Origin of the sequence: Burkholderia sp. 9120 (assembly GCF_000745015.1) — a bacterium.
Lineage (GTDB): Bacteria > Pseudomonadota > Gammaproteobacteria > Burkholderiales > Burkholderiaceae > Paraburkholderia.
On record NZ_JQNA01000001.1, the window covers coordinates 279,183 to 302,895 of the forward strand.

At 61.9% G+C, this 23,713-nt stretch carries 22 protein-coding genes; 9 read left to right on the forward strand and 13 right to left on the reverse strand.

The features are described from left to right. Positions 1 to 90 precede the first annotated feature (90 nt). Entirely contained in the window at positions 91 to 435 is a 345-nt protein-coding gene (locus FA94_RS01175) for a UxaA family hydrolase (protein ID WP_231584824.1), read from the reverse strand. A gap of 410 nt (positions 436 to 845) precedes the next feature. Between FA94_RS01175 and FA94_RS01180 the strand changes: the two genes are divergently transcribed. Genes FA94_RS01180 through FA94_RS01195 form a run of 4 tightly spaced genes read left to right on the forward strand, consistent with a single transcriptional unit; the run spans position 846 to position 4,606 of the window. After that, positions 846 to 1,979 carry an ABC transporter substrate-binding protein gene (locus tag FA94_RS01180; RefSeq protein ID WP_231584825.1) on the forward strand — a complete coding sequence of 378 codons (1,134 nt, stop codon included), beginning with the start codon at positions 846 to 848 and terminating at the stop codon, positions 1,977 to 1,979. Position 1,980: 1 nt separating this feature from the next. After that, positions 1,981 to 2,778 (forward strand): ABC transporter ATP-binding protein, encoded by a 798-nt coding sequence (locus tag FA94_RS01185; RefSeq protein WP_035546059.1) that lies wholly within the window; start codon positions 1,981 to 1,983, stop codon positions 2,776 to 2,778. After that, positions 2,771 to 3,676, forward strand: a complete 906-nt coding sequence (locus FA94_RS01190; RefSeq protein ID WP_035546061.1) for an ABC transporter permease — start codon at positions 2,771 to 2,773, stop codon at positions 3,674 to 3,676. Before FA94_RS01185 ends, FA94_RS01190 begins: the two co-directional genes overlap by 8 nt. A gap of 12 nt (positions 3,677 to 3,688) precedes the next feature. After that, positions 3,689 to 4,606, forward strand: a complete 918-nt coding sequence (locus tag FA94_RS01195) for a LysR substrate-binding domain-containing protein (protein WP_035546063.1) — start codon at positions 3,689 to 3,691, stop codon at positions 4,604 to 4,606. Here FA94_RS01195 and FA94_RS01200 read toward each other — a convergent pair. The 6 genes from FA94_RS01200 to FA94_RS01225 are packed head-to-tail and all read right to left on the reverse strand — an operon-like array spanning position 4,537 to position 9,382. Next, the gene (locus FA94_RS01200; RefSeq protein ID WP_035546065.1) at positions 4,537 to 6,273 is read right to left on the reverse strand and encodes an L-aspartate oxidase; all 1,737 of its coding nucleotides are present in this window, start codon (positions 6,271 to 6,273) and stop codon (positions 4,537 to 4,539) included. The genes FA94_RS01195 and FA94_RS01200 overlap by 70 nt on opposite strands. Continuing rightward, positions 6,270 to 6,932 carry a fumarate hydratase C-terminal domain-containing protein gene (locus tag FA94_RS01205; RefSeq protein WP_051980254.1) on the reverse strand — a complete coding sequence of 221 codons (663 nt, stop codon included), beginning with the start codon at positions 6,930 to 6,932 and terminating at the stop codon, positions 6,270 to 6,272. Before FA94_RS01205 ends, FA94_RS01200 begins: the two co-directional genes overlap by 4 nt. After that, positions 6,922 to 7,827 (reverse strand): fumarate hydratase, encoded by a 906-nt coding sequence (locus tag FA94_RS01210; RefSeq protein WP_051980256.1) that lies wholly within the window; start codon positions 7,825 to 7,827, stop codon positions 6,922 to 6,924. The genes FA94_RS01205 and FA94_RS01210 overlap by 11 nt, the downstream gene beginning before the upstream one ends. A 21-nt stretch (positions 7,828 to 7,848) precedes the next feature. Then, on the reverse strand, positions 7,849 to 8,310 hold the full coding sequence (gene sdhC / locus FA94_RS01215) for a succinate dehydrogenase, cytochrome b556 subunit (RefSeq protein ID WP_081935630.1): 462 nt from the start codon (positions 8,308 to 8,310) through the stop codon (positions 7,849 to 7,851). After that, the gene (locus FA94_RS01220; protein WP_035546067.1) at positions 8,307 to 8,651 is read right to left on the reverse strand and encodes a succinate dehydrogenase/fumarate reductase transmembrane subunit; all 345 of its coding nucleotides are present in this window, start codon (positions 8,649 to 8,651) and stop codon (positions 8,307 to 8,309) included. The genes sdhC and FA94_RS01220 overlap by 4 nt, the downstream gene beginning before the upstream one ends. Beyond that, positions 8,648 to 9,382: a succinate dehydrogenase/fumarate reductase iron-sulfur subunit gene (locus FA94_RS01225; protein WP_035546069.1), complete on the reverse strand. Its 735-nt coding sequence runs from the start codon at positions 9,380 to 9,382 to the stop codon at positions 8,648 to 8,650. Before FA94_RS01225 ends, FA94_RS01220 begins: the two co-directional genes overlap by 4 nt. Before the next feature lie 263 nt (positions 9,383 to 9,645). Between FA94_RS01225 and FA94_RS01230 the strand changes: the two genes are divergently transcribed. The 4 genes from FA94_RS01230 (at position 9,646) to FA94_RS01245 (ending at position 14,133) form a co-directional block, all read left to right on the forward strand. After that, positions 9,646 to 10,407, forward strand: a complete 762-nt coding sequence (locus FA94_RS01230; protein ID WP_035546071.1) for a GntR family transcriptional regulator — start codon at positions 9,646 to 9,648, stop codon at positions 10,405 to 10,407. Between the two features lie 237 nt (positions 10,408 to 10,644). Beyond that, complete coding sequence (locus tag FA94_RS01235) at positions 10,645 to 11,412, forward strand: bestrophin-like domain (RefSeq protein ID WP_035546073.1); 768 nt, start codon at positions 10,645 to 10,647, stop codon at positions 11,410 to 11,412. A 377-nt stretch (positions 11,413 to 11,789) separates the two neighbouring features. After that, positions 11,790 to 13,706, forward strand: a complete 1,917-nt coding sequence (locus FA94_RS01240) for a sensor histidine kinase (RefSeq protein ID WP_051980258.1) — start codon at positions 11,790 to 11,792, stop codon at positions 13,704 to 13,706. Beyond that, complete coding sequence (locus FA94_RS01245; RefSeq protein WP_035549016.1) at positions 13,669 to 14,133, forward strand: response regulator transcription factor; 465 nt, start codon at positions 13,669 to 13,671, stop codon at positions 14,131 to 14,133. Before FA94_RS01240 ends, FA94_RS01245 begins: the two co-directional genes overlap by 38 nt. A gap of 57 nt (positions 14,134 to 14,190) precedes the next feature. Here FA94_RS01245 and istB read toward each other — a convergent pair whose 3' ends face one another. The 6 genes from istB to FA94_RS01275 all read right to left on the reverse strand — a co-directional run bounded on the left by istB (position 14,191) and on the right by FA94_RS01275 (position 18,663). Next, positions 14,191 to 14,967: an IS21-like element helper ATPase IstB gene (gene istB / locus FA94_RS01250; protein WP_035546074.1), complete on the reverse strand. Its 777-nt coding sequence runs from the start codon at positions 14,965 to 14,967 to the stop codon at positions 14,191 to 14,193. Further along, positions 14,957 to 16,474 carry an IS21 family transposase gene (gene istA / locus FA94_RS01255; protein ID WP_156126484.1) on the reverse strand — a complete coding sequence of 506 codons (1,518 nt, stop codon included), beginning with the start codon at positions 16,472 to 16,474 and terminating at the stop codon, positions 14,957 to 14,959. Before istA ends, istB begins: the two co-directional genes overlap by 11 nt. Positions 16,475 to 16,571: 97 nt before the next feature. Beyond that, positions 16,572 to 16,787 carry a PRC-barrel domain-containing protein gene (locus tag FA94_RS01260; protein ID WP_035546077.1) on the reverse strand — a complete coding sequence of 72 codons (216 nt, stop codon included), beginning with the start codon at positions 16,785 to 16,787 and terminating at the stop codon, positions 16,572 to 16,574. A 22-nt stretch (positions 16,788 to 16,809) separates the two neighbouring features. Next, on the reverse strand, positions 16,810 to 17,688 hold the full coding sequence (locus FA94_RS37130) for a PRC-barrel domain-containing protein (RefSeq protein ID WP_081935632.1): 879 nt from the start codon (positions 17,686 to 17,688) through the stop codon (positions 16,810 to 16,812). Between the two features lie 60 nt (positions 17,689 to 17,748). Further along, entirely contained in the window at positions 17,749 to 18,030 is a 282-nt protein-coding gene (locus tag FA94_RS01270; RefSeq protein ID WP_035546079.1) for a hypothetical protein, read from the reverse strand. A gap of 57 nt (positions 18,031 to 18,087) precedes the next feature. Next, entirely contained in the window at positions 18,088 to 18,663 is a 576-nt protein-coding gene (locus FA94_RS01275) for a hemerythrin domain-containing protein (RefSeq protein WP_035549023.1), read from the reverse strand. 190 nt (positions 18,664 to 18,853) lie between these two features. Here FA94_RS01275 and FA94_RS01280 point away from each other — a divergent pair, with 190 nt between their 5' ends. Then, positions 18,854 to 23,284, forward strand: a complete 4,431-nt coding sequence (locus FA94_RS01280) for a chemotaxis protein CheB (RefSeq protein WP_081935633.1) — start codon at positions 18,854 to 18,856, stop codon at positions 23,282 to 23,284. Positions 23,285 to 23,713: the final 429 nt, after the last annotated feature.

The following is a 23,713-nucleotide window of genomic DNA, read 5'->3' on the forward strand; positions in this document are numbered from 1 at the left end:
CTGCGGGCGATCCGACGCGGTTCCGCGCCGCCCGGTGCGTGGTTCACGCACTGGCGGGCAAGCGCGAACGCTCGCGGGCACGGCCCGCTCTCACCAGCGTTTCGTCTTGATGTTGTGCACGTGGGCATGCTCGCCCGCGCTGATCGGCGCGACCACCTTGCCGATATCCACGCCGTACTTGAACACCGTGTCGCCGACCGCCATGTCTTTCAGCGCCACTTTGTGACCGATCGGAATGTCCTGTTTGGCCGGGAAGCTGACGACCTCGTCGTCGTCCATGATCCATGCGTTCAGTTGCGTGCCTGCCTTGATGCCCTCGACGACCGCCACGCCGACCGTATCTTTTGCCTCGTGCAGGACGATGTGAATCGTCTTCCGCTCGGACGCGGCACCTGCCGCCGCGCTGCCGTTGATGTCTGCCGTGGGATTGCTCATTAGCGTCTCCGTTCGTCTGTGGAATGCGGTGTGGGTGCCGCTGGGGCAGCGCGTCAAGCGCGTTGCTGTGAATTGATATTAGGCGGCAGGTTTGCGCATGTCAACTAGGTCATATATATGTCTTAGATGAGTGTTTTCCAGTAGCCGAGGCTTTCCCATGCGGGTTACGGCGAGCGTGCGCGCGTGGCGGCGAGCGTCGAAGGGTGCGCGGACCACGCCGCGAACCAGACCGCGTTTCTACCAGTTTGATTTCGGGCGAATCATCGCCTAGACTTCGCAGTCATACAGATGACCTAAATAACACGCCCTCATCTGGTGCCCGGCGGCACGAGTTCCCGAACCCTGAATGCGCTGCAACGACGCCGGCACACAGTGCGCACACGACGCACGATCCGCCCCAGGAGACACGCATGATGCTTGCCCCTCTCGTCAGGTTGTGGGCCGCGCCCGCACCCACCTGCCGGCGGCTGTCCGCCGTTGTCATGCGCCGGTGCGGCGCGTCCCGATACGCGGAGGCGCCGGCCATCGGCGTGAAGCGCGTGGTTCGCCTGATAAGCGTGGTCTGTCTGGTGTCCGGCCTGCTTGCCGCCGGCGCCGCGCGGGCGGAGCTCAGCGAGGTGAAGATCGCCCGGCAATATGGCGTCAGCTATTTGCCGCTGATGGTCATGCAGGATCAGAAGCTCCTCGAAAAGCATGCCGCGCAACTGGGCATCAAGGACCTGAAGGTGTCCTGGGTCGAGTTCGCCGGCGGCAACGTGATGAACGACGCGCTCCTGTCCGACTCGTTGCAGATCGCCTCCGGCGGCGTCGCCCCGCTCGTGCTGCTGTGGTCCCGCACCCGGGGGACCTCGGTCGAGGTCAAGGCGCTGTCGGCGATCAACTCGATGCCGCTGCTGCTCAACACGACGAATGCCAAAGTCAAAACGGTGAAGGACTTCACCGGCCAGGACAAGATCGCGCTGCCGGCCGCCAAAGTGTCGATTCAGGCGATCACCTTGCAGATGGCCGCGGAAAAGGCGTTCGGTGCGGGCAATCAGGGGCAGCTCGACAAATACACCGTGTCGCTCTCGCACCCGGACGCGCAACAGGCCCTGTTGTCCGGCAGTAGCGAAGTCACCGCGCACTTCGGATCGCCGCCGTTTCAGGAACAGGAACTGCAAAAGCCCAACGTGCATACCGTGCTGAATTCCTACGACGTGCTGGGCGGCAAGTCGAGTTTCAATCTCGTCTGGTGTACGGCGCGCTTCTATCAGGACAACCCGAAGCTGACGAAGGCGTTCATGGACGCACTGGACGAATCCGAAGCCTGGATCAACCACGACAAGCATGCGGCGGCCGTCGCGTATCTGCGCATTTCGAAGGAGAAGAGCAGCGTGGACGAAGTGGAGAAAATGATTTCGTCGCCCGACGTGTCGTTCACCACGGTGCCGCAGAACACCATCAAATACGCCGACTTCATGGCGCGCACCGGGCTGATCAAGTCCAGACCGCAATCGTGGAAAGACATGTTTTTTCCGACCGCCCAATCGTTATCAGGAAGCTGAGATGCGCGCCGCCACCGAAGCCACGCCCTACCCCGACACCTCGCCCCTGCTCTCGGTGCGCGGCGTGACGCTGCAATACAAGACGCCGAAAACGCTCGTGATGGCCACCTACCGCGTCGACTTCGACGTGTTTCGCGGCGATCGCTTCGTGCTGCTCGGTCCGTCCGGTTGCGGCAAGTCGACCTTGCTGAAAAGTGTCGGCGGCTATCTTGCACCCACCGAAGGCACGATCTCGCTCAAGGGCAAAGCGGTCACGCGGCCGGGCCCGGACCGGATGATGGTGTTTCAGGAATTCGACCAGTTGTTGCCGTGGAAAACCGTTCGACAGAACGTGATGTTCGCGCTGCAGGCCTCGCACCGCCTGCCCGCCAGGGAGGTCGAAGAACGCGCGATGCACTACATCGACAAAGTCAATCTCGCCTCCTTCGCCGACAGCTATCCGCACACGCTGTCCGGTGGCATGAAGCAGCGCGTGGCGATTGCGCGAGGCATGGCGATGGAGCCCGACATCCTGCTGATGGACGAGCCGTTCGCCGCACTCGACGCCCTCACGCGCCGCAAGATGCAGGACGAACTGTTGACCCTGTGGGACGAAACGCGCTTCACCGTGTTGTTCGTTACGCATTCGATTCCGGAGGCGATCAAGATCGGCAGCCGGATTCTGCTGTTGTCGCCGCATCCCGGCCAGGTGAAGGCCGAACTCGAAACCGCGGCAACCCCGGAAGCCGCGATCGCGCTGGAAAAGCGGATTCAGCACATGCTGTTCGAAGACGAGATCGAGAGGGCGGAAAATGTCTGACATGCTGACCCGCGGCGGCGCCGCACATCGCAACGCCGCACCCACCGTGCCGCGCTCCGAGGTGGTTCGCGAGCCGTCCGAGACGCGCGAATTCAGCGTGGTCGAAAAGCCGTTGTCGCCATTCGAGCGGCTCTACAACCAGGCCTGGATCCGCAAGCTGATCATCCTGGCGGTGCTGGCGGGCATCTGGGAAATCTACGGCCGGGTGTTGAACAACCCGCTGCTGTTTCCGACCTTCAGCGCGACGCTCGAAGCGTTCTTCAAAAGCATTGCGAGCGGCGAATTGCCGGGCAAGGCATGGGCCTCGATCCATGTTCTGCTGATCGGCTACGCGGTCGGCATTGTGCTCGCGGCGTTGCTCACCGCGGCCGCCATTACGTCGCGCATCGGCACCGACTTTCTGGAGACGATGACCTCGATGCTCAACCCGCTGCCCGCCATCGGGCTCCTGCCGCTCGCGCTGATCTGGTTCGGTCTCGGCAACGGCAGCCTGATCTTCGTGCTGGTGCATTCGGTGACGTGGTCGGTCGCGCTCAACACGCACTCGGGATTTCTCTCGGTGAGCAATACGCTGAAGATGGTCGGACGCAATTACGGCTTGCGCGGCGGCCGCTACGTGCTGCAAATTCTCGTGCCCGCCGCCTTTCCCAGCATTCTCACCGGACTGAAAATCGGCTGGGCCTTCGCGTGGCGCACGCTGATCGCCGCTGAACTCGTGTTCGGCGTGAGTTCGGGTTCAGGGGGGCTCGGCTGGTTCATCTACGAGAACAAGAACCTGCTGGACATCGCCAACGTGTTCGCCGGGCTGTTCACCGTGATCCTGATCGGGCTGGCCGTCGAGAACCTGATTTTCCGCGTACTCGAGCGCCACACCGTGCAGCGCTGGGGTATGCAATAGCGCGGAGTCGTCGTGAGCGCGATTCGCTATTTCGTCACGTTTCTCGCGGTGGTGCGGCATGGCTCGTTCGCCGGTGCCGCCGAGGAAGTGTGCCTGACGCAGGCGGCGGTCGGCCTGCAGATGCGCTCGCTGGAGCGCGATCTCGATCTCGTGCTGTTCGATCGCGCGGCCCGTTCGGTGTCGCTCAGCGCGCAGGGGCGCGCCGTGCTGCCGCTGGCCGAAACGCTGGTGGCCCACTACCGGCAGATTCTCGCGGTCGGCGATGCTGGCGAACTGTCGGGCACGGTGCGGGTCGGCGCACTCGTTTCCTCGCTGATGGGCGCATTCGCCGACGCCATGCTCAAGCTCAAGCAACGCTATCCGCGTCTCGATCTGAAACTGTTTACGGGCTTGTCGAGCGACTTTGCCGCGCGGGTGGAAAGCGGCGAACTGGATGCGGCGATCGTCGCGCAGGCGCCCTCCGGATTGCCCGCCACACTCCGATGGACCCTGCTGTACAGCGAGCCGATGGTGCTGATTTCGTCCGCCGGCGGCCAGCACGCTTCGATCGAAGCGCTGCTCGAAGAGCCGCTGATCCGCTTCGACCGTCACACGTGGACCGGCGTGCTGGTCGACAACGCACTGCGTCAACTCGACTTCGACGGCCACGAGATCATGGAGCTGAATTCGATCGAGGCCATATCCGAGATGGTGCGGCGCGGCTTCGGCGTTTCCATCGTGCCCTTGCTCGCCAATGCGAACTGGACCCGCGAAACCGGCCTGCGGGTCACGCCCTTGCCGGAGCGCATCGCGCCGCGCCGGGTCGGCTTGCTCGAACGGCGCGATCATCCACGCGAAGCGTTCACCGACGCGGTGAAACGTCACTTCATGGATACGGCCGAACTGGCCTCGCCGATCAGCGATTCGCCGGGTCGCACGCGCGTGAACTGAACCGGCCGGCGGCTTGCCGCGAAGCGCTCGCCGTCGAGTCGCAGACACATGTAGTCGGAGGTCTCCAGATCGCCCGCTTCCGGAAAGTCCTCGCGATAGTGCGCGCCGCGCGAATTCTCCCGCAGCAGCGCCGACTCCGTGATCGCGCGGCTCACCAGAATCAGATTGCGCAGGTTCATCCAGTCGTGCCACGACAGATTGAAGCGCAGGTCGCGACCGTCGATACCGGTTTCATCGAGTTGCTGGTCCAGTTCCACGAGCCGCTGTTTCGCGCGTTCGAGTCCGGCGGCGTCGCGCAGAATCCCCACGTCGTTCCACATGACTTCGGCGAGCGCGTCGCGGATCGGTTCGAGATTGCCGCGCGCCGTACGCAACGGCCGGTTGCAACGCATCATGGCCGCGTTCAGCGCGTCCGTATCGACCTCGGCGAACTGACCGTGGCGCGGCACCCAGGCCGCCAGGGTATCGCCGGCGATCCCGCCGAACACCGTCGAATTGGCCACGCCGTTGCCGCCCAGCCGGTTCGCGCCGTGCACGCCGCCCGCGTCCTCGCCCGCGACGAACAGACCCGGCAAGGTGGTCGCGCAGTTCGCGTCGAACACGACGCCGCCCATCATGTAGTGCGCGGTCGGCACGACTTCGACGAGACCGCCGGCGAGATCGAAACCGCAGTCGGCGCAGCGTTCGACCATGCCCTTGAAGCGCGCGCGCACACTGTCGGCGCCGAGGTGATGCATCTGCAGATAGACGCCGCCGTTGGGCGTCGCGTGGCCGGCGCGCAATTCGCGAAAGATACTGCGCGACACCACGTCGCGCGTCGCCCGTTCGGCACGCGGGTCGTAAGTCTCCATGAAGCGCTCGCCCGCGCCCGTCAGCAGGTAGCCGCCCGCGCCGCGCAGCCCCTCTTCCAGCACCGTGCCGGTCATGCGCGTATCGGCGCCGGCCAGCAGGCCGGTCGGGTGAAACTGCACCATTTCCATGTCGCGCAGCGTGAGGCCGGCGCGCAAAGCCATGGCCATGCCGTCGCAGCTTTTGTCGCCGCTCGGCGTGTGATAGCGGTACATGGTCGGGCCGCCCCCGGTGGCAAGCAGCACGGCCTGCGTGCGCACGAACACGAACTCGCCGCTGCGCATGTCGATCATCAGCACGCCGGCAAGCGTCTGGGCGTCGCGGCTGCGGATGAACTCCACCGCGCGATATTCCTCCAGCCGGTCGATGCCGCGCGCCCACACCTGCTCGGCGAGCCGGTTGATGATCTCGATGCCGGTCTGGTCGCCCTTGTGCACGGTGCGGTCGAAGGTCTGGCCGGCGAACGCCTTCTGCCGCACGGAGCCGTCCGGATTGCGATCGAAGAAACAGCCCAGTTCGTTTTCGAGTTCACGAATCCGCTCGACGGCGCCGGTCACGAGCATCCATGCGAGGTCCTGGTTCGAGAGCCATTTGCCGCCCTCGATCGTATCCATGAAGTGCCGCTCGATCGAATCGCCCGGCGCCAGCGCCACGTTGTAGCCGCCCTGCACCATGCGCGTACAGCCGCATTTGCCGAGCAGGCCCTTCACCGCAACGGTGATGCGCAAGTGCGGCGCCGCCGCCTGCGCATGCAGTGCGGCAAAGAGACCTGCGCCGCCGCTGCCCAGGATCAGAATGTCGGTATCGACCTGTTTCATCGGGGCGCGCTCCCGGCCGGGTCGGCCGTGCGAATGCCGAGCGAGGCGAGCACGGCGTCGCGCTGCGTCCGCGTGTTCTGCTGGACCGCGGTATAGAGGCTGCCGCCGTGACTGTCCATAGCGACCAGCAAGGGCCCGAAACCGTGGATCCGGAAACGCCACAGCGACTCGGGGTGGAGGTCGTCGAGGTCCACGTCTTCGATCTGCTCGATCCAGGTGGTCTCCAACGCGGCGGTCCCGCCGACGATCGCGAGATAGACACCGCCGAACTCGACGAAGGCCGCGCTCGAGTCCGCGCCGAGGCCGCCCTTGCCGATCACCGCGCGCACGCCGTAGGCGCGCATCAGCGGTGCGGTGAAACGCTCCATGCGCGCGGACGTGGTCGTGCCGATACAGACCGGCTGATAGCCCGCGGGATGCTCGGGCGAGACGTCGACGCGGCGCACATTGGGCGCGGTGTGAATCACCGCATGGCCGCGCAGATCGAAGCGCGTCTTGCGGCCGTGGTCGAACATCTGGATCTGGGTGGCGTCGCGAATGCCGAACAGCGTGTGTTCGAGCGTGACCGTATCGCCCATGCGCAACGCGCGTATCTGTGCTTCGCCGACCGGCATGGCGAGCGTGTGATGCGTGCCGGTGGGCAGCGTGTCAGTAGCCATAGTCGACTCCCTGGGCGGTCAGCGTGGCGCGTGCCCGGCGCGCCGAATGACACTGCATGTTGACAGCCACGGGGTTCATGGTGATATGCGTGGCCGCCAGTTCGATATGAACCGCGAACGCGGTCGAGTCGCCGCCGAGCCCCTGCGGCCCCACGCCCAGTTGATTGACTGCCGCCGACAATTGCCGTTCGAGCGCCGCGCCATGTTCGTCAGCGCAGCTCGTGCCGAGCGGCCGCGTGGCCGCGCGCTTGGCGAGCGCCACGCACAGATCCGAGGTGCCGCCCACTCCCACGCCGACGATCGTCGGCGGGCAGGTCTTGCCGCCCGCCTCCACCACGCAATCGATCACGAACCGGCGGATCGCGTCGACGCCCTCCGCCGGAATCGCCATGCGCAGGAACGAGTTGTTTTCCGAGCCGCTGCCCTTGGGAATCATTTCGATGGAGAGCGTCCCCGGCGTATCGTCGAAATCGATGTGAATCACGGGGACGCCGGCGCCGCAGGAATTCTGCTCGTTGTGGCGCGTGAGCGGATGCACCACCGACGAACGCAACGGATGCTCCCGCGTGGCGCGCGCGCAGCCGTCGCGAATCGCCGCCTTCAGACGCACACCGTCGAACTGCGTGCCCTGGCCTATCACGACGTTGTAGATCGGCAGCCCGGTATCCTGGCAAAGCAGATTGTCGGCCTGCTCGGCCACCGCGATGTTCTGTCGCATCGTCCCGAGCACGCGCCGCGCCGTATCGTTGCGCTCGCCGGTTTCGAGCGCCGCGATGCCGGCCTTGATGTCGGGCGGCAGCAGTTTCAGCGAGCGGATGTACAGCGTCTTCGCCACCTCTTCGAGCTGCGCGTAATCGACGCTGAAGGCCACTTCGAGTTTCGTTGCAGTTTCCATTGAAAACCTCGTGCAATACGCTCACAAGCTGAGCGAGAGCGCAAACGCCAGACCGATGACAAACGCGCCGCCCGCGGTCAGCGCGATCAGATCCTTGCGCAAGCCGCTCCACGGCCGGAATTCGATCAGCAACAGGCGCACGCCGCCGATCAGATGCGCCGCGAGCAACGTCACGAGCCCCCATTCGGCGAACACGAAGCCCGGCGAACGCGTGACGACCAGAAACGATTCGAAGCGCGCCGCCCCGTTCAACGCCGTGCCGAGCGCCCAGAAATGCGCGGGCAGGAAGAACGCCAGCGCGAGGCCGGACAGCCGGTGAACCAGAAACGCCCACCACGCGGGATGATTTCGGGCACGGAAGTCGAGCTTGCGGCCCGGCGCGACGGCGCGCGCGCGCGTTCCCGTGGCTGTGGCCGTTGCCGTGGCCGTTGCCGTGGCCGTTGCCGTGGCTGTGGCCGTGGATGTGGTCGGCTGTGCGCTCATACCGGCGCCCCGGCGATCAGCGCATAGACCGCGCGTAGACCCGCCAACGCCAACCCGACGCCCACGGCGAGGCTGGCCCGCGCGGCCCACGCGCCTCGCCAGCGCAACCACTCGTCGGCGATCCGGCGCAGGCCCACCGGCACATGCACAGCCGCCGCCAGCACGAACACCGAATAGAACGCGCCCCACGCCAGATTGCCGTGCAAGCGCGAGACGACGTCCACCGCGCGCAGGCCGCCGTGGACGACCCAGATCATCGTGGCCAGATGCACGCCGACGCACAGCGTCAACACCATCGCGGAGAGCCGCTGCCACCACCACGCATCGAGCCCGCGCTTCATCGCGCACCGCCCTTTGGCGCGGACCGTGTCGCGCGTTTGAGACCGGCGATGCTGGCGGTGGGCGCCAGCGCCTTGGGGCACCGTTCGGTACATGAGCCGAGCGTATGACAGGAATGGCAACCGGCGTCGGTCGCCACGGCGTCGTGGCGGGCGCCCTGCTGCGTGTCGCGCACGTCGTTGACCAGCGTCCACGCGCGATTCAGCGCCGCCGGCCCGAGATAGTCCGGCTTCCAGCCGACCACGTCGCAACTCGCATAGCAAACACCGCAGCCGATGCACTCGATGCCCGCGTCCGCCGCACGTCGTTCGGGTGAAGCCGGATCGACCCGTTCGAGCGGCGCGCCGCGGTCGCGATTGCCCGCGAAATAGCCACGGGCGTCGCGCCATTTGTCGAAGAAGCCGGTCATGTCGACCGTCAGATCCTTGATGATCGGCAGATGATTCAGCGGCGCGATTTCCAGCGTATCTCCGGGCCGGCGCAACACCTTCGCCACGTGCGTGCGGCAGGTCCAGCGGGCACGCCCATTCACGGTCATCGCGCAGGAACCGCACATGCCGACGCGGCACGCAAAGCGGTACGACAGCGTGGCGTCGATGCAGCGCTGGATATGCGTCACGACGTCGAGCACGGTCTGGCTCGCGCGACGCGGCACCTCGAACGATTCGAACGCGCCATCTTCGGCGCCGCGCCACACCCGGACGCTCAGCAGTTCGCTGACGGTTGATTGCATGGGAATGGGAAGACCCCGTTGTTCTGATGAAAAAATAACGACTGAACAACAGGTTAGAGCGCGGCCCGCCAGCTTGAAAAGCCAATAATTCTTGCTGCGAGGACAAGGATTTTTTGTGCTTCGGAGTGCGCGGGAATGCGTGTGACATGCTGACGACAGAATCCACATCATCTAGATGTACTAGATGAGTTTGTCGGCTAAAATCGGGGCAGGTTTATCCCTAGCGAGTTGCGTGGCGCGCCTCGCGTATTTCAGAGGTTTTCATGAGCACGCTCGTCATCAATCCACCCGCTTTAGGGGGCACGCGATACAAGGAGGTCAAAAGTGCGATTCTCGCCGCGCTGTCGGCCGGCGAATGGAAAGGCGGCGAATGCATCCCTTCGGAGAAACGGCTGGCGGAACGGTTCGGCGTCTCCATCGGCACGCTGCGCAAGGCCATCGACGAACTCTGCGCCGAAAACATTCTGATCCGTCATCAGGGCCTGGGCACCTTCGTGTCCATGCATCAGCGTGACCGGCATTTCTTTCGCTTCTTCCGGATCGTGCGGCGTGACGGCGACAAGGCTTATCCGGTCGTGACCTTGATCGATTTTCGCAAGGCTCGCGCCTCGCGCGAGGTCGCGGCCACACTCGGGATCGAAACCGGCGCGCGCGTATTTCAATTTACGAATGGTCTTGCATTGCACGGCGCGACGGTGCTGATCGAACACATCACCGTTCCGGAGGCGCGCTTCGCGGGCTTGACCGAGGCCAAACTGCGCAATCGTCCCAACACGCTCTACAACTTCTACCAGGACGTGTTTGCGATCAACGTGGTCGAGACCGACGAACGCGTCACGGTCGCCCTGGCGGATGATCTCGAAAGCCGTGAGCTCTCGCTCGATGCGGGTACGCCTTTACTGGAAATCCGGCGGGTTGCGTACTCCTACAACCGTTGCGCGGTGGAACTTCGGGTCTCGCGGCTGAACACTGAAAACTACCAATATATCGGCGCGCATCCGGGACGCGAGGAACAGGCCGGGTAAGTCTGGTGCGCCGGTCAGTGCTCGCGAATCTTTCGCACAGAAATCTGGGCCGTGCCATAGGGACTTGGGGCAAGCGGATTGCCCCGGCGGGCAATCCCGGCTTCCGCCCTTTCCTTTCCCGCCGCCGACCACTACATTGATTTTCGCAAGTGCTTCGCGGATCGCCCCGAAACACCTGCCGCCGACTCGCCTTCCGGTTGATACGGCAGGACGGGCTGCGGACATAGGGAGCGAAGCATGCAATTCATCACGAGCCATCCCATCGTTCTGTTCTTCGTGTCGATCGTGCTGATGTCGATTGCCGGCTGGCTCGGCAACACGATGCTGGGGACTCGCCTGCCGATCGCTGCAGAGGCCCGGGACGACTTCAAGCTCGTTCAGTCGGCTACGTTGACCCTGCTCGCGCTGGTTATCGGTTTCAGCCTCTCGATGGCGGTGGGTCGCTACGATCAACGAAAAAATTATGAAGAGGAAGAGGCCAATGCGATCGGGACCGAGTTCCTTCGCGCGGATCTTCTGCGAGCCGGCGAGGCCGCCGCGGTTCGATCGCTCCTCACTCAATATCTGACGCTGCGAATCGAGTTCTACCAGACCCGCGACACGCAGCGCGTCGCGCAGATCGACACGGCCACGGCCGACCTGCAAACCCACTTGTGGTCCGCGGCCAGGGACGGCGCCGCCGGCCAGCCGAACCCGCTCAGCGCCCTCGCGATCGCCGGGATGAACGACGTGATCAACACCCAGGGCTATACCCAGGCGGCCCTGTGGAATCGCATCCCGCTGGCCGCCTGGATGTTAATGATGGTGATCGGCGTGTTCTGCAATGTGCTGGTGGGCTACGGCGCGGAAAATGCAAAAGGCAAGGCCCGCCTGCTGTTAATCATGCCGATAACCGTCTCCTTGTCGTTCATGTTGATTGCGGATATCGATAGTCCGCGCAATGGCATTATCCGGGTCGCGCCGCAAAATCTGATTAGCACGGCACAGTCCCTGCCAAAACAGTAATGTCGCCCTGAACGGCGAAACGCCTGCATTTCACATGCCAGAACACGTGTTAAGAGAATTAATAAAACTCAGAATTACGCAGCTTGCGAATTTATCTTTTTTTGTTCCATTTGTTGAACAATTTTCCGGCCCGGATCCACCATCAGGCCGAAAATTGGGTACAGGTAGGACAAATTAGTCCCCATTAAATCATTAGTCTTTCATGGACATTTTTCATACAGAAGACTATTCGAATTACCAAATCGTCTGGCATAGTGTCTGCGGCGCCAATCTTCGCAAATACCATGAACGAGGAACGCAATCCGAGGATCGTTGCGGTTACCCGCAAGCGGCGCGCCGGCGCACACGCTCGCGTTATCCATTGGATTTTTCTGCTAATGCTGGGCGTATCGACGGGCAGCTATGCGGGGCACACATGGCGGGTGGTGATTCTCCCTGGCGCCGACCCTACGCAACCGGCCGTTCAGGAACAGATTCGCTCAATACGCAGTTCAATTGCCGCCGTCGCCCCCGACGGTGTTGAGTTCTACACCGATTCACTCGACGACCTGCGATTCGATAGCGAGGATTTATTGCCCGAATTTCTCTCGCTGATGAAGAGAAAATATGAGAATAAACAGGTCGATGTCGTGATCGGCCTGGCCGATTTTTCACTGGATTTCACCAAAAAGTATCACGACGAAATCTGGCCGGGCATACCTGTCGTGATTGCCAGCATCGCCGATACCCGTCAAAAAGATCTGCCGCCCGAATTTGCGTATTTACCGTGGCATTTCGATCTGGCCGGGACGCTGGCGTTGGCCGAAGCGTTGCAGCCGAATGCCCGACGCCTCGTGGTGGTGTCGGGCGTAGCGAAGCTGGATCTCCGGCTCGCGCAGCGTGCGGCAGAGACCGCGCGAGCGCGTCCATCCCGCGATTGGGCGGTCGAGCTCTGGAGCGGCCTGACCGTACCCGAACTGCAGCAGCGCCTCGCTACGCTGGACCGCGATACCGCGGTGCTCTATACCACGATGTATCGCGACCGTAACGGTCGAACCTTTTTCCCCTACGAGGTCGTCGCACCGATGGCCAAGGCCTCCAGCGCTCCCCTCTACAGTTGGTATCCGACCTACTTCGGTCATGGCATGACGGCGGGCTCGGTCATCAGCTTCGAGGCGAATGGCCGCCTCACCGGCGAACTCGCCGCGTCTATTCTGCTCGACAAAACGCCCCCTCAAAGCGCCACCGCCGCCCCGAGCGCATCCCACTGTCTCGCGGATGTCGGCATGATCGAAAAGTTCGGACTGCAAGCCGACGCATTGCCGGAGGGCTGTGAGCTGATCAACGTGCCGCCCACGCTCTGGCGGGAATATCGGGGCGTGGTGCTGATCGCCGTCGCCGTCGTTCTTTTGCAGGCGCTGACCATTGCCGCTCTACTCTGGCAACGGCGGCGCCGCCGGATCGCCGAAGAAAACGCAACGCTGCGGCTAGCCGAACTGGCTCGCGCGGGACGGTTCGCGTTGGCCGGTGAGTTGAGCGCGTCCATTGCGCATGAAGTTGGGCAGCCGCTAGGCGCGATTCTGAGCAACGCCGACGCAGCCGGCATGATGCTCGAAGGCGAGCCCGAGACAGGCGAACTTCAGTCCGCGCTCGCCGACATACGTCGCGACGCGCTGCGTGCGAATCAGGTGGTGCAGCGACTGCGCGCACTCCTGCAAAAGCACACGCTCAAGCTGAGCCCGATCGACCTCAATTCGGCGTTTGACGAAGCCCTGACCTTTCTCGATCTCGAAGCCAACAGGCGGCACATCGCGATCGAGTCAAATCTGGCGGCGGAGCACACCCTGGTCCAGGGCGACCGCGTGCAACTGCAGCAGGTACTGCTCAATCTCGCCATCAATGCAATGGACGCGATGGAGGACACGCCTCCCGCGCAGCGCATGCTGTCCATCTCGACGCGCCTGGCGGAGCACGGTTATGAACTCGTCGTCGCCGATCGCGGTCACGGCATTCCGGCCGACGCCGGCGAGCGCCTGTTCGATTCGCTGTACACAACCAAACCTCACGGCATGGGACTCGGACTATCCATCGTCCGCACCATCGTCTCGACGCACGGCGGACACGTTTCGGCAGCGCTGCGGGAAAGCGGCGGCAGCGTATTCACAGTCTGGCTGCCCGCAATTGCCGGCATCTACCCGGTCGCCGGTGGGCCTCGGCCCGATCGCCCCGCTGAACCGGTCGAATTGACATTCCACCAGCAACACAAGGAGGACAACCGTGAGACATCACGCCGAAGCCGTCATCCATGTCGTTGACGACGACACCGCTGTCCGTACCGCGTTGATGCGACTCCTCCATCAGGCGGGGTTTCAGGTAAAAGGCTATCCGAGCGCTGGGGACTTTCTGGTTGCGGTGCCTGACGCGTTGCCGGGGTGCCTGCTGCTGGACCTGGAACTCCCTGGTCCGAGCGGCCTGGATTTGCAGCACGCACTGCACCGAATGGGCAACCCGATGCCGGTCGTGTTCATCAGCGCGCACCACGACATTCCGAAAACGGTCACCGCCATCAAGGCCGGCGCAAGCGACTTTCTGCTGAAGCCGATCGAGACGCAAGCCCTCCTTGCGGCGATCGATAACGCACTGGCCAGCGTCACCGTCGAGCCGTCGACGGACAGACAACACACGGACACCGACGCCGTCGCTTTGAACGAGCGCGAGCAGGTGGTTGTTGATTTGCACTGAATCCGGACCCAGGATTTGCATCGAATACTGACCCACCCTTTGATCCAGTTTTGGGGTTCAGGTTGGGTGTTTCGGGGTTCGTTTTCTCTCCTTTTCAGGCTGTGTCGTGCTGTTCCTGAAACGATAGCTATCGTTGCCGGTTTCTACAATGTGGCAGTGGTGTGTGAGCCGGTCGAGCAGCGCCGTGGTCATCTTCGCGTCGCCGAAGACGTTGGCCCACTCAGAGAAGCTCAGATTGGTTGTGATGACGACGCTCGTGCGCTCGTAGAGTTTGCTCAGTAGATGGAAGAGCAAGGCGCCCCCGGTCTGGCTGAACGGCAGATAACCCAGTTCGTCGAGGATGACGAGGTCGGCGTACATTAGACGCACAGCCAGTTGCCCAGGCTTTCCAGTCAGCTTCTCCTGCTCAAGCGCATTGACGAGTTCAATGGTGGAGAAGAAACGCACGCGGCTTCGATCATGTTCGATCGCCTGCACGCCAATCGCCGTCGCCAGATGCGTTTTGCCCGTGCCCGGTCCGCCGACCAGCACGACGTTGTGTGCCGATGTCATGAACTCACACCGATGCAACTGACGCACGGTTGCTTCGTTGACATCGCTGCAACCGAAGTCAAAGCCGTTGAGATCCCGATACGCCGGGAAGCGGGCGACCTTCATCTGATAGGCCAGTGAACGTACCTCACGGGCCGCCATCTCCGCCTTGAGCAGACCTGCCAGAACTAGCGATGCCGACTTGTACGCGGGGGAATCCTGCGCGGCCAGCTCGCCAAGCGCCTGGGCCATGCCGTGCAGCTTCAGTGACTTGAGCATTTCCATCATGGCGTCAGGCTGCATGATGATCCTCCCGGCCTCTCAGGTCGTCATAACGGCCGACGTTGGCTTGCGGCTCGACGCGCAGGGCGAAGGCCTGGGGCGTCTGCAGCGGAGGCACGGGAGCCCCGTCAAGCAGCCGGCTCAGGACGTTCATCACCGTTTGCTTTGAGGGCGCACCGGCCTCAAGTGCCAGCTCGACGGCGGTGAGTACGGCCTGTTCGTCGTGCAGCAGCACCAGCGCCAGTATCTCGACCATCTCCCGGTCGCCACCGGCGTGCTTCAGCAGGATTGTCTGCAGCCGCTTGAAGGCGGCAGGAAACTCTGCGAACGGCGCGCCGTTGCGCAATGCTCCAGGCTTGCGCTGCAGGACTGCGAGGTAATGACGCCAGTCGTAGATGGTTTCTCCGCGATCATGGCTGCGGTTGATACGCCGGACGTGCTCCGCGATGACCTGCCCTTCGGCGACGAAGACGAGCTGGGCCGCGTAGACGTGCAGGCTGATGGGCCGGTTCGCAAATGCCGCCGGCACGCTATACCGGTTGCGGTCGAAACTCACCAGACACGTGGGCGAGACGAGTTTGGTGTGCTCGACAAAGCCGTCGAATGCCTGGCCGACCGGCATCAGATGGGGTCGCTCGACCGACCACGCGTCCCAGATCGTTGTGTCCTGCTCAGGGTGCTGCGTCTGCTGCCAGAGCAGGACACACTGGTCGGCCAGCCAGTCGTTTAATGCAGAGAGCGAACCGAACGCCGGCACGCGTTGCCACAGCCGGTGACGGCTGTCCTGAACGTTCTTCTCGATCTGCCCCTTCTCCCAGCCTGAGGCCGGATTGCAGAATTCGGCGTCAAACAGATAGTGACTGACCATGGCGCTGAAGCGCGCGTTGACGTCCCGCAGCTTGCCACGACGAACCTTGTCGACAGCGGTCTTCATGTTGTCATATATGCCACGGCGCGGAATGCCGCCCCACGCCACGAACGCGTGGTAGTGAGCGTCGAACAGCATCTCGTGGGTTTGCAGCAGATAGGCCCTCAGGAAGAACGCCCGGCTGTGACTGAGCTTGAACTGCGCAACCTGCAACTTGGTGCGCTCGCCGTTGATCACGGCCCAGTCCTCGCTCCAGTCGAACTGGAATGCTTCTCCGGGTGCAAAGGTCAGCGGCACAAAGGTGCCACGTGCTGCGCTCCTTGCCTGCTCCTGCTGCTCCTGTCGCCAGCGGCGCGCAAAGGCGGCGACCCGGTCGTAGGACCCTGTGAATCCCAACACGGTGAGGTCAGCGTAAATCTGCTTGAGGGTTCTGCGCTGTTTGCGCGGCCGGTTTGCTTCCGTCTTTAACCAGCCGGCGAGCTTGGCCGCAAATCCGTCGAGCTTGCTCGGGCTCTGCCGTTCCGGATAGGTGGGCACTACGGTGCCGGCACGTATATAGCGCCTGACGGTGTTTCTTGAAACGCCAAGCCGTTTGGCGATCTCGCGTAGCGAGACATGATCGCGATAATGCCAGCGTCGGATGATGCTCAATATTGCCATGTCGATCACTCCGTTCTCCCGCTAGCTGCACAGCGGGCCAGTGTGTTCCACGTGGGTCAATATTCGATGCAAATCACCGTGTCAGGTGGGTCAGAATTCAGTGCAAATCAACAGTCCCGGAATCCAGCTTGTCTGGCTGGAATGAATATGGAGAAATCAGGACATGCTCTTTATCGAACCAATGGCCTGTTTCGACGATGAGGTAACGGACGCCCCAAGCCTCGTCATCGAAATAAACGTCGTCAATGCTGCCGATTTCGCCGTCACGCGCGATCACCGGGTTTCCGTAAAGGCTCTCAATACTTCGCAACATAGTCGATACTCCCTGCTCTGCTTTACTCCGCTTTGGATAACGACGTCTTCCAGTAAGCATCCACCTTGGCGCTGTCCTGATCGAAGTGCCCGCCTGCATTAAACTCGTCGTTCTTCTGTTGCGGTGCCGCGTCCATCGCGCTCACCGTGCTGTTGAGTACCAGCATGCCGAGGTTGGGGGTAACCGCAAAGTCTCCCCACGGCACCGCCACGTATTTTTCGTCGATGCCGAGAATGCCGCCGCGGCTTATCACCAGATAGGCAATCTTGCCGGACTGTGGACTTGTTACCAGATCATGCACGCTGCCCAGCGCCTCATCCTGGCGATTTCGCACCTCGGTACCGAGTAACTGGTCGGAATTGAACGCAACATTCTGGCCCGTCACCGGTTGAGCGGACGCAATCTGACGCTCCTGCCACCCGTGCCGGTCCAAGAGAGGCCGCTGGTCAGCATGCAGGCCAGCGACGTAAGCTTTGTAGATACCTCGACTCGTCGACAGCAGACTCTCGCAGGATTGCTCCTGGCCGTGCTGCGCAAGAATGTTGGCGGACGTGATGAGCGCCCTGATTTCATAACCGGGTCTCGCGTTCTGCAGCCCGACATGTGTCGACGCCGGGTAGTCGCCATCGGGATAGCCGTACCAACCGTAACCCGCGGTGTTCACCGGATAGCCGTAACCGTAGCGGGAACCACCTAGCCAGTAGCCGTCCCTGCCGATTTTGCTGTTGAACACCCTCAGATCGCTCAAACATTTCGCAGCGGGTGCCACGGACGTGCGGGCGTCTGCCGTGTTCGAGCCAGAAGCTCGTGTGACCTTGGCGGATTGTGCGGCGGCCGGCGACGGGAGCAATCCAAAGCAGACCGAAGCGGCGAATGCCGATGCCAATATGGAGTGTTTCATTTCGCTTGCTTCCTGGTTATCCGTTGGGTCGCCGGTCGACGTGAATGTGCGGCAAATATCTCAGCTATGTGCAAACGAGTCTCCGAGGATCTCGTCGCGATCAGCGGCATCGGATAGAAAGAACTCCTTTCTCGCCTCGTCAACGACCTTCCGGACATATCCGCCATACCCTGTGCCGCCCAGTTCCTTCATATCCCAATTGCGCGCATGCACATCGAGCGAATGAGGTTTTGGCAGTGGAATGGCAATCTCCGGCAATCCCGTCAGTCTGGTCGGGCTTGGCTGCAGGCGCTGCTGAACTTGCTGCCGGATCTGTTCGCGGCTGAGAAATTTCTTCGACATGATGGAACTCCGGACGGGCGAACGTCCGCTGGATGCGAACGTGGGATAAAAGTCGGGTCAAAATGGAAATTCAGCGGACACAGTATTCGCCTCCGCCGTAATTACCCTATATAGCTCCGCGAACTGCTGGTCCGGCTCATTATCAAAAAGCGGATCAGGCCGGGCTAGTGAAATCACGCCCTCGACGGTGCGCCAATCTTTCTCGCTGAGGCTTTTCTCAGCAGCTGGAAACAGCGTCAACTCCTCGACGACCATATTGTGGCGCAGCCGCTCTGCGTAGAGTCGAATCCGGATATCCACTAACTCCTTCGACATGTTTTCTCCCCGGACCGCCGACTCCAGGTCGCGCAACAGGTCGCGACCGTCCCGGATCAAAGTCGCATGCTGTGATTCGATCTCCTGACCGACGTCGACTGACAATGCTTTCTTTTCCAGGAGCACGTCGACCATCCGGTCTTCAATCACGTGGTGACTCACGTCAGGAAAGCGTGTCAGGTAACACAACGCATCCACCAACAGTGCGATATTCGGCGCGCTTGCGTCCGTACGAAGGCATGACTGGTGATTCAACAGTCGTACCAGTCGCGCAAGCCTGACATGCTCTGTATGTAGCTTCGCGATGACGGCGCTCATCACATTCCTCCGGATCTCATTTACCTTGATCATAGTGCCGGTCTGAATGCGGAGGCAGACTCGGAAACTACTCATTTCGGCATCTTCGACGCCGACCGGGACCCTATGATGCGATCAGGATATGAAAGAAAACTCGTGTACCATCAAAGCAATGTCTTCTCCGTGAAGGCAACCCGCCGGGGCAATTCTCATGCCTGGAAGTCTTTCCCGTCCCGCTGACAAGCTTCCCGCCCGCGCAACTGCGCGTCGCCCTGCAGGCGACGTTACGGAGCCCAAATCGGAGGACTTTCCCGTCGTTGGAATAGGCGCATCTGCAGGCGGTCTGGACGCATGCCGGAAGTTGCTCGGAGCACTCCCCAGCAATGCCGGCATGGCATTTGTTCTGGTTCAACATCTCGATCCGACTCATAAGAGCATGATGGTCGACCTGCTGGGCGGTCGTGCGTCTGTCAGCGTGTTGCAGGCGGAAGACGGGATGCGGATCGAGCGCGGCTATTTGTATGTTATTCCGCCCGGGGTTTCGCTTTCAGTCCTTAACAGGGCGCTTCATCTGTCGAAGCCGCTGACACACCACGGCGCTCGCCTGCCGTTCGATTTTCTGTTGCACTCAATGGCTGACGAATACGGAGCGCGCGCCGTCTGCGTGATTCTCTCGGGCATGGGTGCCGACGGCAGCGTCGGCTTGAAAGCGATCAGGGAAGCAGGCGGCCTCGTGATTGCCCAGGACCCGGATGAAGCGGCCTACGATTCGATGCCGCGAAGTGCAATCGCCACGGGTGGAGTGGATCTCATTCTCCCGGCAGATGCGATACCTGCCGCGCTAGCCGAGTTCCAGCGTCGCATGGCGTTACCCGATAAAAACGCTCTGGCTGGCGGGGAGGAGCCCAGGCCGGCGGGACTGGCAAAGATCGTTGAATTGCTGCGCGCCAGGACCACCCATGATTTTACGTGTTACAAACCTGGTACCCTGCTGCGCAGGGTCCGGCGGCGCATGGCGCTGGTCGCGCTCGACACCGGTGAACTCGGCGAGTATCTCGAGGTTCTGCAGCGCGACAGCGAGGAGTTGGGCCGTCTGGCGGCGGACCTGCTTATCAATGTCACAAGTTTCTTTCGCGATCCTTCGGTGTTCGAGTTTCTCGAGAAAACCGTCATACCTGAACTGGTTCGAAACCGCGCAGCCGGTCAGGCTTTGCGGGTCTGGACAGCTGGGTGCAGCACGGGCGAAGAAACCTATTCGTTGGCGATGGTATTTCGCGAGCAGATTGCTTTAGCCGGAATCGACATCAAGCTGCAGGTGTTCGCATCCGACATTGACCCGGACGCTGTTTCCAAGGCGCGCGAGGGGCTCTACCCGAAGGCCATCGAGGCCGACGTTTCTCCCACTCGACTCGCGCGGTTCTTTGCGAAGGAGGAGCATCAGTACCGGGTCCTGCCTGAACTCCGGTCTGTCGTGGTGTTCACGGTCCAGGATGTGTTGGCGGATCCACCTTTTTCGCGCCTCGACCTTGTTTCATGCCGCAACCTGCTCATTTACCTGAAGCCGGAGGCGCAGGCAAAAGTCATATCGCTCTTTCATTTTGCATTGCGCGAAGGAGGAATTCTGCTTCTGGGAAGCGCCGAGACCGCCGGAGACACAACAGGACGTTTCGAGATTGTTTCGAAAGCAGAGCGCGTTTATCGGCACATCGGCCGCTCCCAGCCAGGAAACCTTGGCTTTTTGCTCGGGAACGGCGACCTTTCCCGCGCTCCACTTCGCGAGGGGCAAGCGACGTCCGTTCGCCCGCATCACACCGGGATGGCTGAATTGTGTCGGCAACTCGTCATCGATGCCTACGCACCGGCTGCGGTGCTGACCGACCGCAATCTTGAGTGCCTGTTCTTCCTTGGTGCCACAGACCGCTATCTGCATGTGCCACAGGGCGCGCCCACACGCGACCTGCTCTCCATGGCGCCCAACAACATGCGCACGAGACTGAGACTGGCGACTACAGAGGCCAGCCGTGAGGGCATGCGCGTTGTCGTCAACGGTGGCAGCCTATCGCGGGATGGCAATCTGGTTTCGTTCCGTATTGACGTTCTGCCCGTATCGAGCGAAGGCGAGGCGCTGTTGCTTATCTGCTTTGTCGACCTGCCCGAACACGCGCAGTCGCGTACCGACCTGACTCAAGCCGCGGACATTTCCCGGATTGCGGAGCTCGGACGCGAGCTTGATACCACCCGCGACGAACTGCAACGCGCCATCCATAGTCTTGAACTGGCTGGCGAAGAACAGAAGACGATCAATGAGGAAGCGCTGTCGGTCAATGAGGAATACCAGTCGACGAATGAGGAACTGGTCACTTCGAAGGAAGAGTTGCAGTCACTCAACGAGGAACTCACCGCACTGAATGGTCAGTTGCAGGAAACGCTGGAGCGTCAGCGAACCACTTCTAACGATCTGCAGAACGTCCTCTACAGCACGGATGTCGCGACGCTCTTTCTTGACCCGGACCTGAACATCCGGTTCTTCACCCCAGCCACGAAACTCGTTTTCAGCGTGATCCCCGGCGATGTTGGCCGTCCCCTTGCAGACCTGCGCTCGCTCGCGGCTGACGGTGATCTGCTCACGGATGCACAGACCGTATTACAGACCGGCACTCCATTAGAACGGGAAATCGAAACACGCAGCGGCGTCTGGTTCATCCGCCGAATCCTGCCCTACCGCACCAACGACAATGGTATCGAGGGCGTGGTCATCACGTTCACAGATATCACGGATAGAAAGCACACTACGAAAGCACTCGAAGCAGCACGCCAGCAAGCTGACCTCGCCAATGTCGCCAAATCGCGCTTTCTGGCGGCCGCCAGCCATGATCTACGGCAACCGCTGCAGACACTGACGCTACTTCATTCGTTGCTGGTGAAGCACGTGGAGGGCGAAACGGCCGGAAAAATCGTGGCTCGCTTTGAGCAGACGCTGGATGCGATGTCCGGCATGCTCAACACCTTACTCGACATCAACCAAATTGAGGCTGGGACCGTCCACGCGGAGACTTCCAGTTTTCCGCTCAACACCTTGTTTGACCGTCTGCGAGACGAGTTCGCGTTCCACGCGCACGCGCAAGGCATTTCCTTGCATGTGGTGCGTTGCCACCTATCGATACAGAGTGACCCGCGCCTGCTTGATCAGATCATCCGCAACCTGCTTTCGAATGCGCTGAAATATACACCGCGCGGCAGGGTGTTATTAGGCTGCCGGAGGCGGAACGGCGTGGTCAGCATCGAGGTTTGGGACACCGGAATCGGTATTCCCGCTGCAGAGATCAAATCGATCTTCGATGAATACCATCAGCTCAACAATGCTGCGCGCGAGCGTAGACTTGGCCTTGGGCTGGGATTGTCCATTTCCCAGCGCCTCGCGCGCTTGCTGAAGCATCGGATTCGGGTACGCTCCGAGCCGGGCAAGGGTTCGGTATTTGCCGTCGACGTCGGGGCCGCCGTCGAGGAATCCACCAGCACTGTTATGCCGCAACCGGCGAAAGTCAACGATGAGACCGTCGCTGCCCCCCACCGCACCGGCGCCATTCTGGTCATCGAAGACGATCCTGAAGTACGCAGCTTGCTGGAACTCATTCTGACCGACGAAGGCCACCGTGCGGCTGCCGCGCGCGATGGAACCGCGGCGCTTGAATGGGTGACGCGCGATACGTTCCGGCCGGACCTGATTCTCGCGGACTACAACTTGCCGAACGGAATGAACGGACTGGAGGTCGCAACGAAATTAAGGGAGACACTGTGCCGCCAAATCCCGACCATTATCCTGACGGGCGACATATCGACAGAGACGCTCAAGGCGATCGCACTCAAGCAGTGCGCGCAACTCAACAAGCCGGTCCAAGTCAATACGCTTTCGCAGTTGATTCAGCGTCTGCTACCGGAATTGCCGCCGGCACCGCTGCCGCATCACGACAACATGCGGGAGAAAGGCGGCTTGGAACCGGTCATTTACGTGGTGGACGACGATTCGACTGTACGTGATGCGATAAGAGCGGTACTCGAGGAAGACTGCCAGACCGTCGAAACCTATCCGACATGCGAAGCCTTCCTCTCCAGCTATCATTCGGGACGCGAGGCTTGTCTATTGGTAGACGGCTACCTGCCGGGCATGAGTGGGCTTGAATTGCTCGAACATATCCGCGAAACGAAGCGACCACTGCCGGCGATCATGATCACGGGTCACAGCGATGTTTCAATGGTAGTGCGCGCCATGAAGGCCGGCGCTGCCGATTTCATCGAAAAACCAATCGGGCGCACCGAGCTGCTCGAGGGCATCAGGCGCGCGGTCGAACAATCGCGTGACTCCAACAAACTGTTCGCGTGGCGTGAGACGGCGGCGCAACATGTCGCCACGCTCACGCCGCGTCAGCACGAAATCATGGAACGGGTGCTCGCCGGTCAACCAAGCAAGATCATCGCGTCTGATCTTTCCATCAGCCAACGCACGGTCGAAAACCACCGTGCCGCGATCATGACGAAAACTGGCGCCGGGTCCCTTCCCGCGTTGGCCCGCATGGCGCTGGCCGCGGCCTCCTACGGGGCCGAGCCATCTGCCGCCTCCGACGAATCCGCCGCAACAGCCTGATCGCCGGAAGTAAAACGTGTCGGCGATCAGGCTCAGCCGCTTCGGGGATGCGGACAAAATCCTGGACTACTTTGGAGGTAGTCCATGTATTCATACGAAGACCGCGTTCGGGCGGTCGACGACGTGGTCGTTCGTCAGGATGTAGCCGTCTTGGCTGATGATGGAGCCAGAGCCTGGGGCCTCGCTCGATGCGCCATTGTCTCCGCCGTCCTCGCCTTGCGGGTCCGGCTGCCCGCCGATGTGCTTCGCGCTGATGTTGACGACCGCGGGGCCGTAAGTCGCGACGATGTTCGAGAAGTCGGGTGTGCCGGCGCGCGCGCCGGACTCGATCGGCGTCGAGCCGGTGCCAGGATTGACGACCTATGAGCCGTCGGCATTGTGATGGCCGGCCGCGTAGGCACCCGCGAGCGCGGCAACGACGCCGACGGT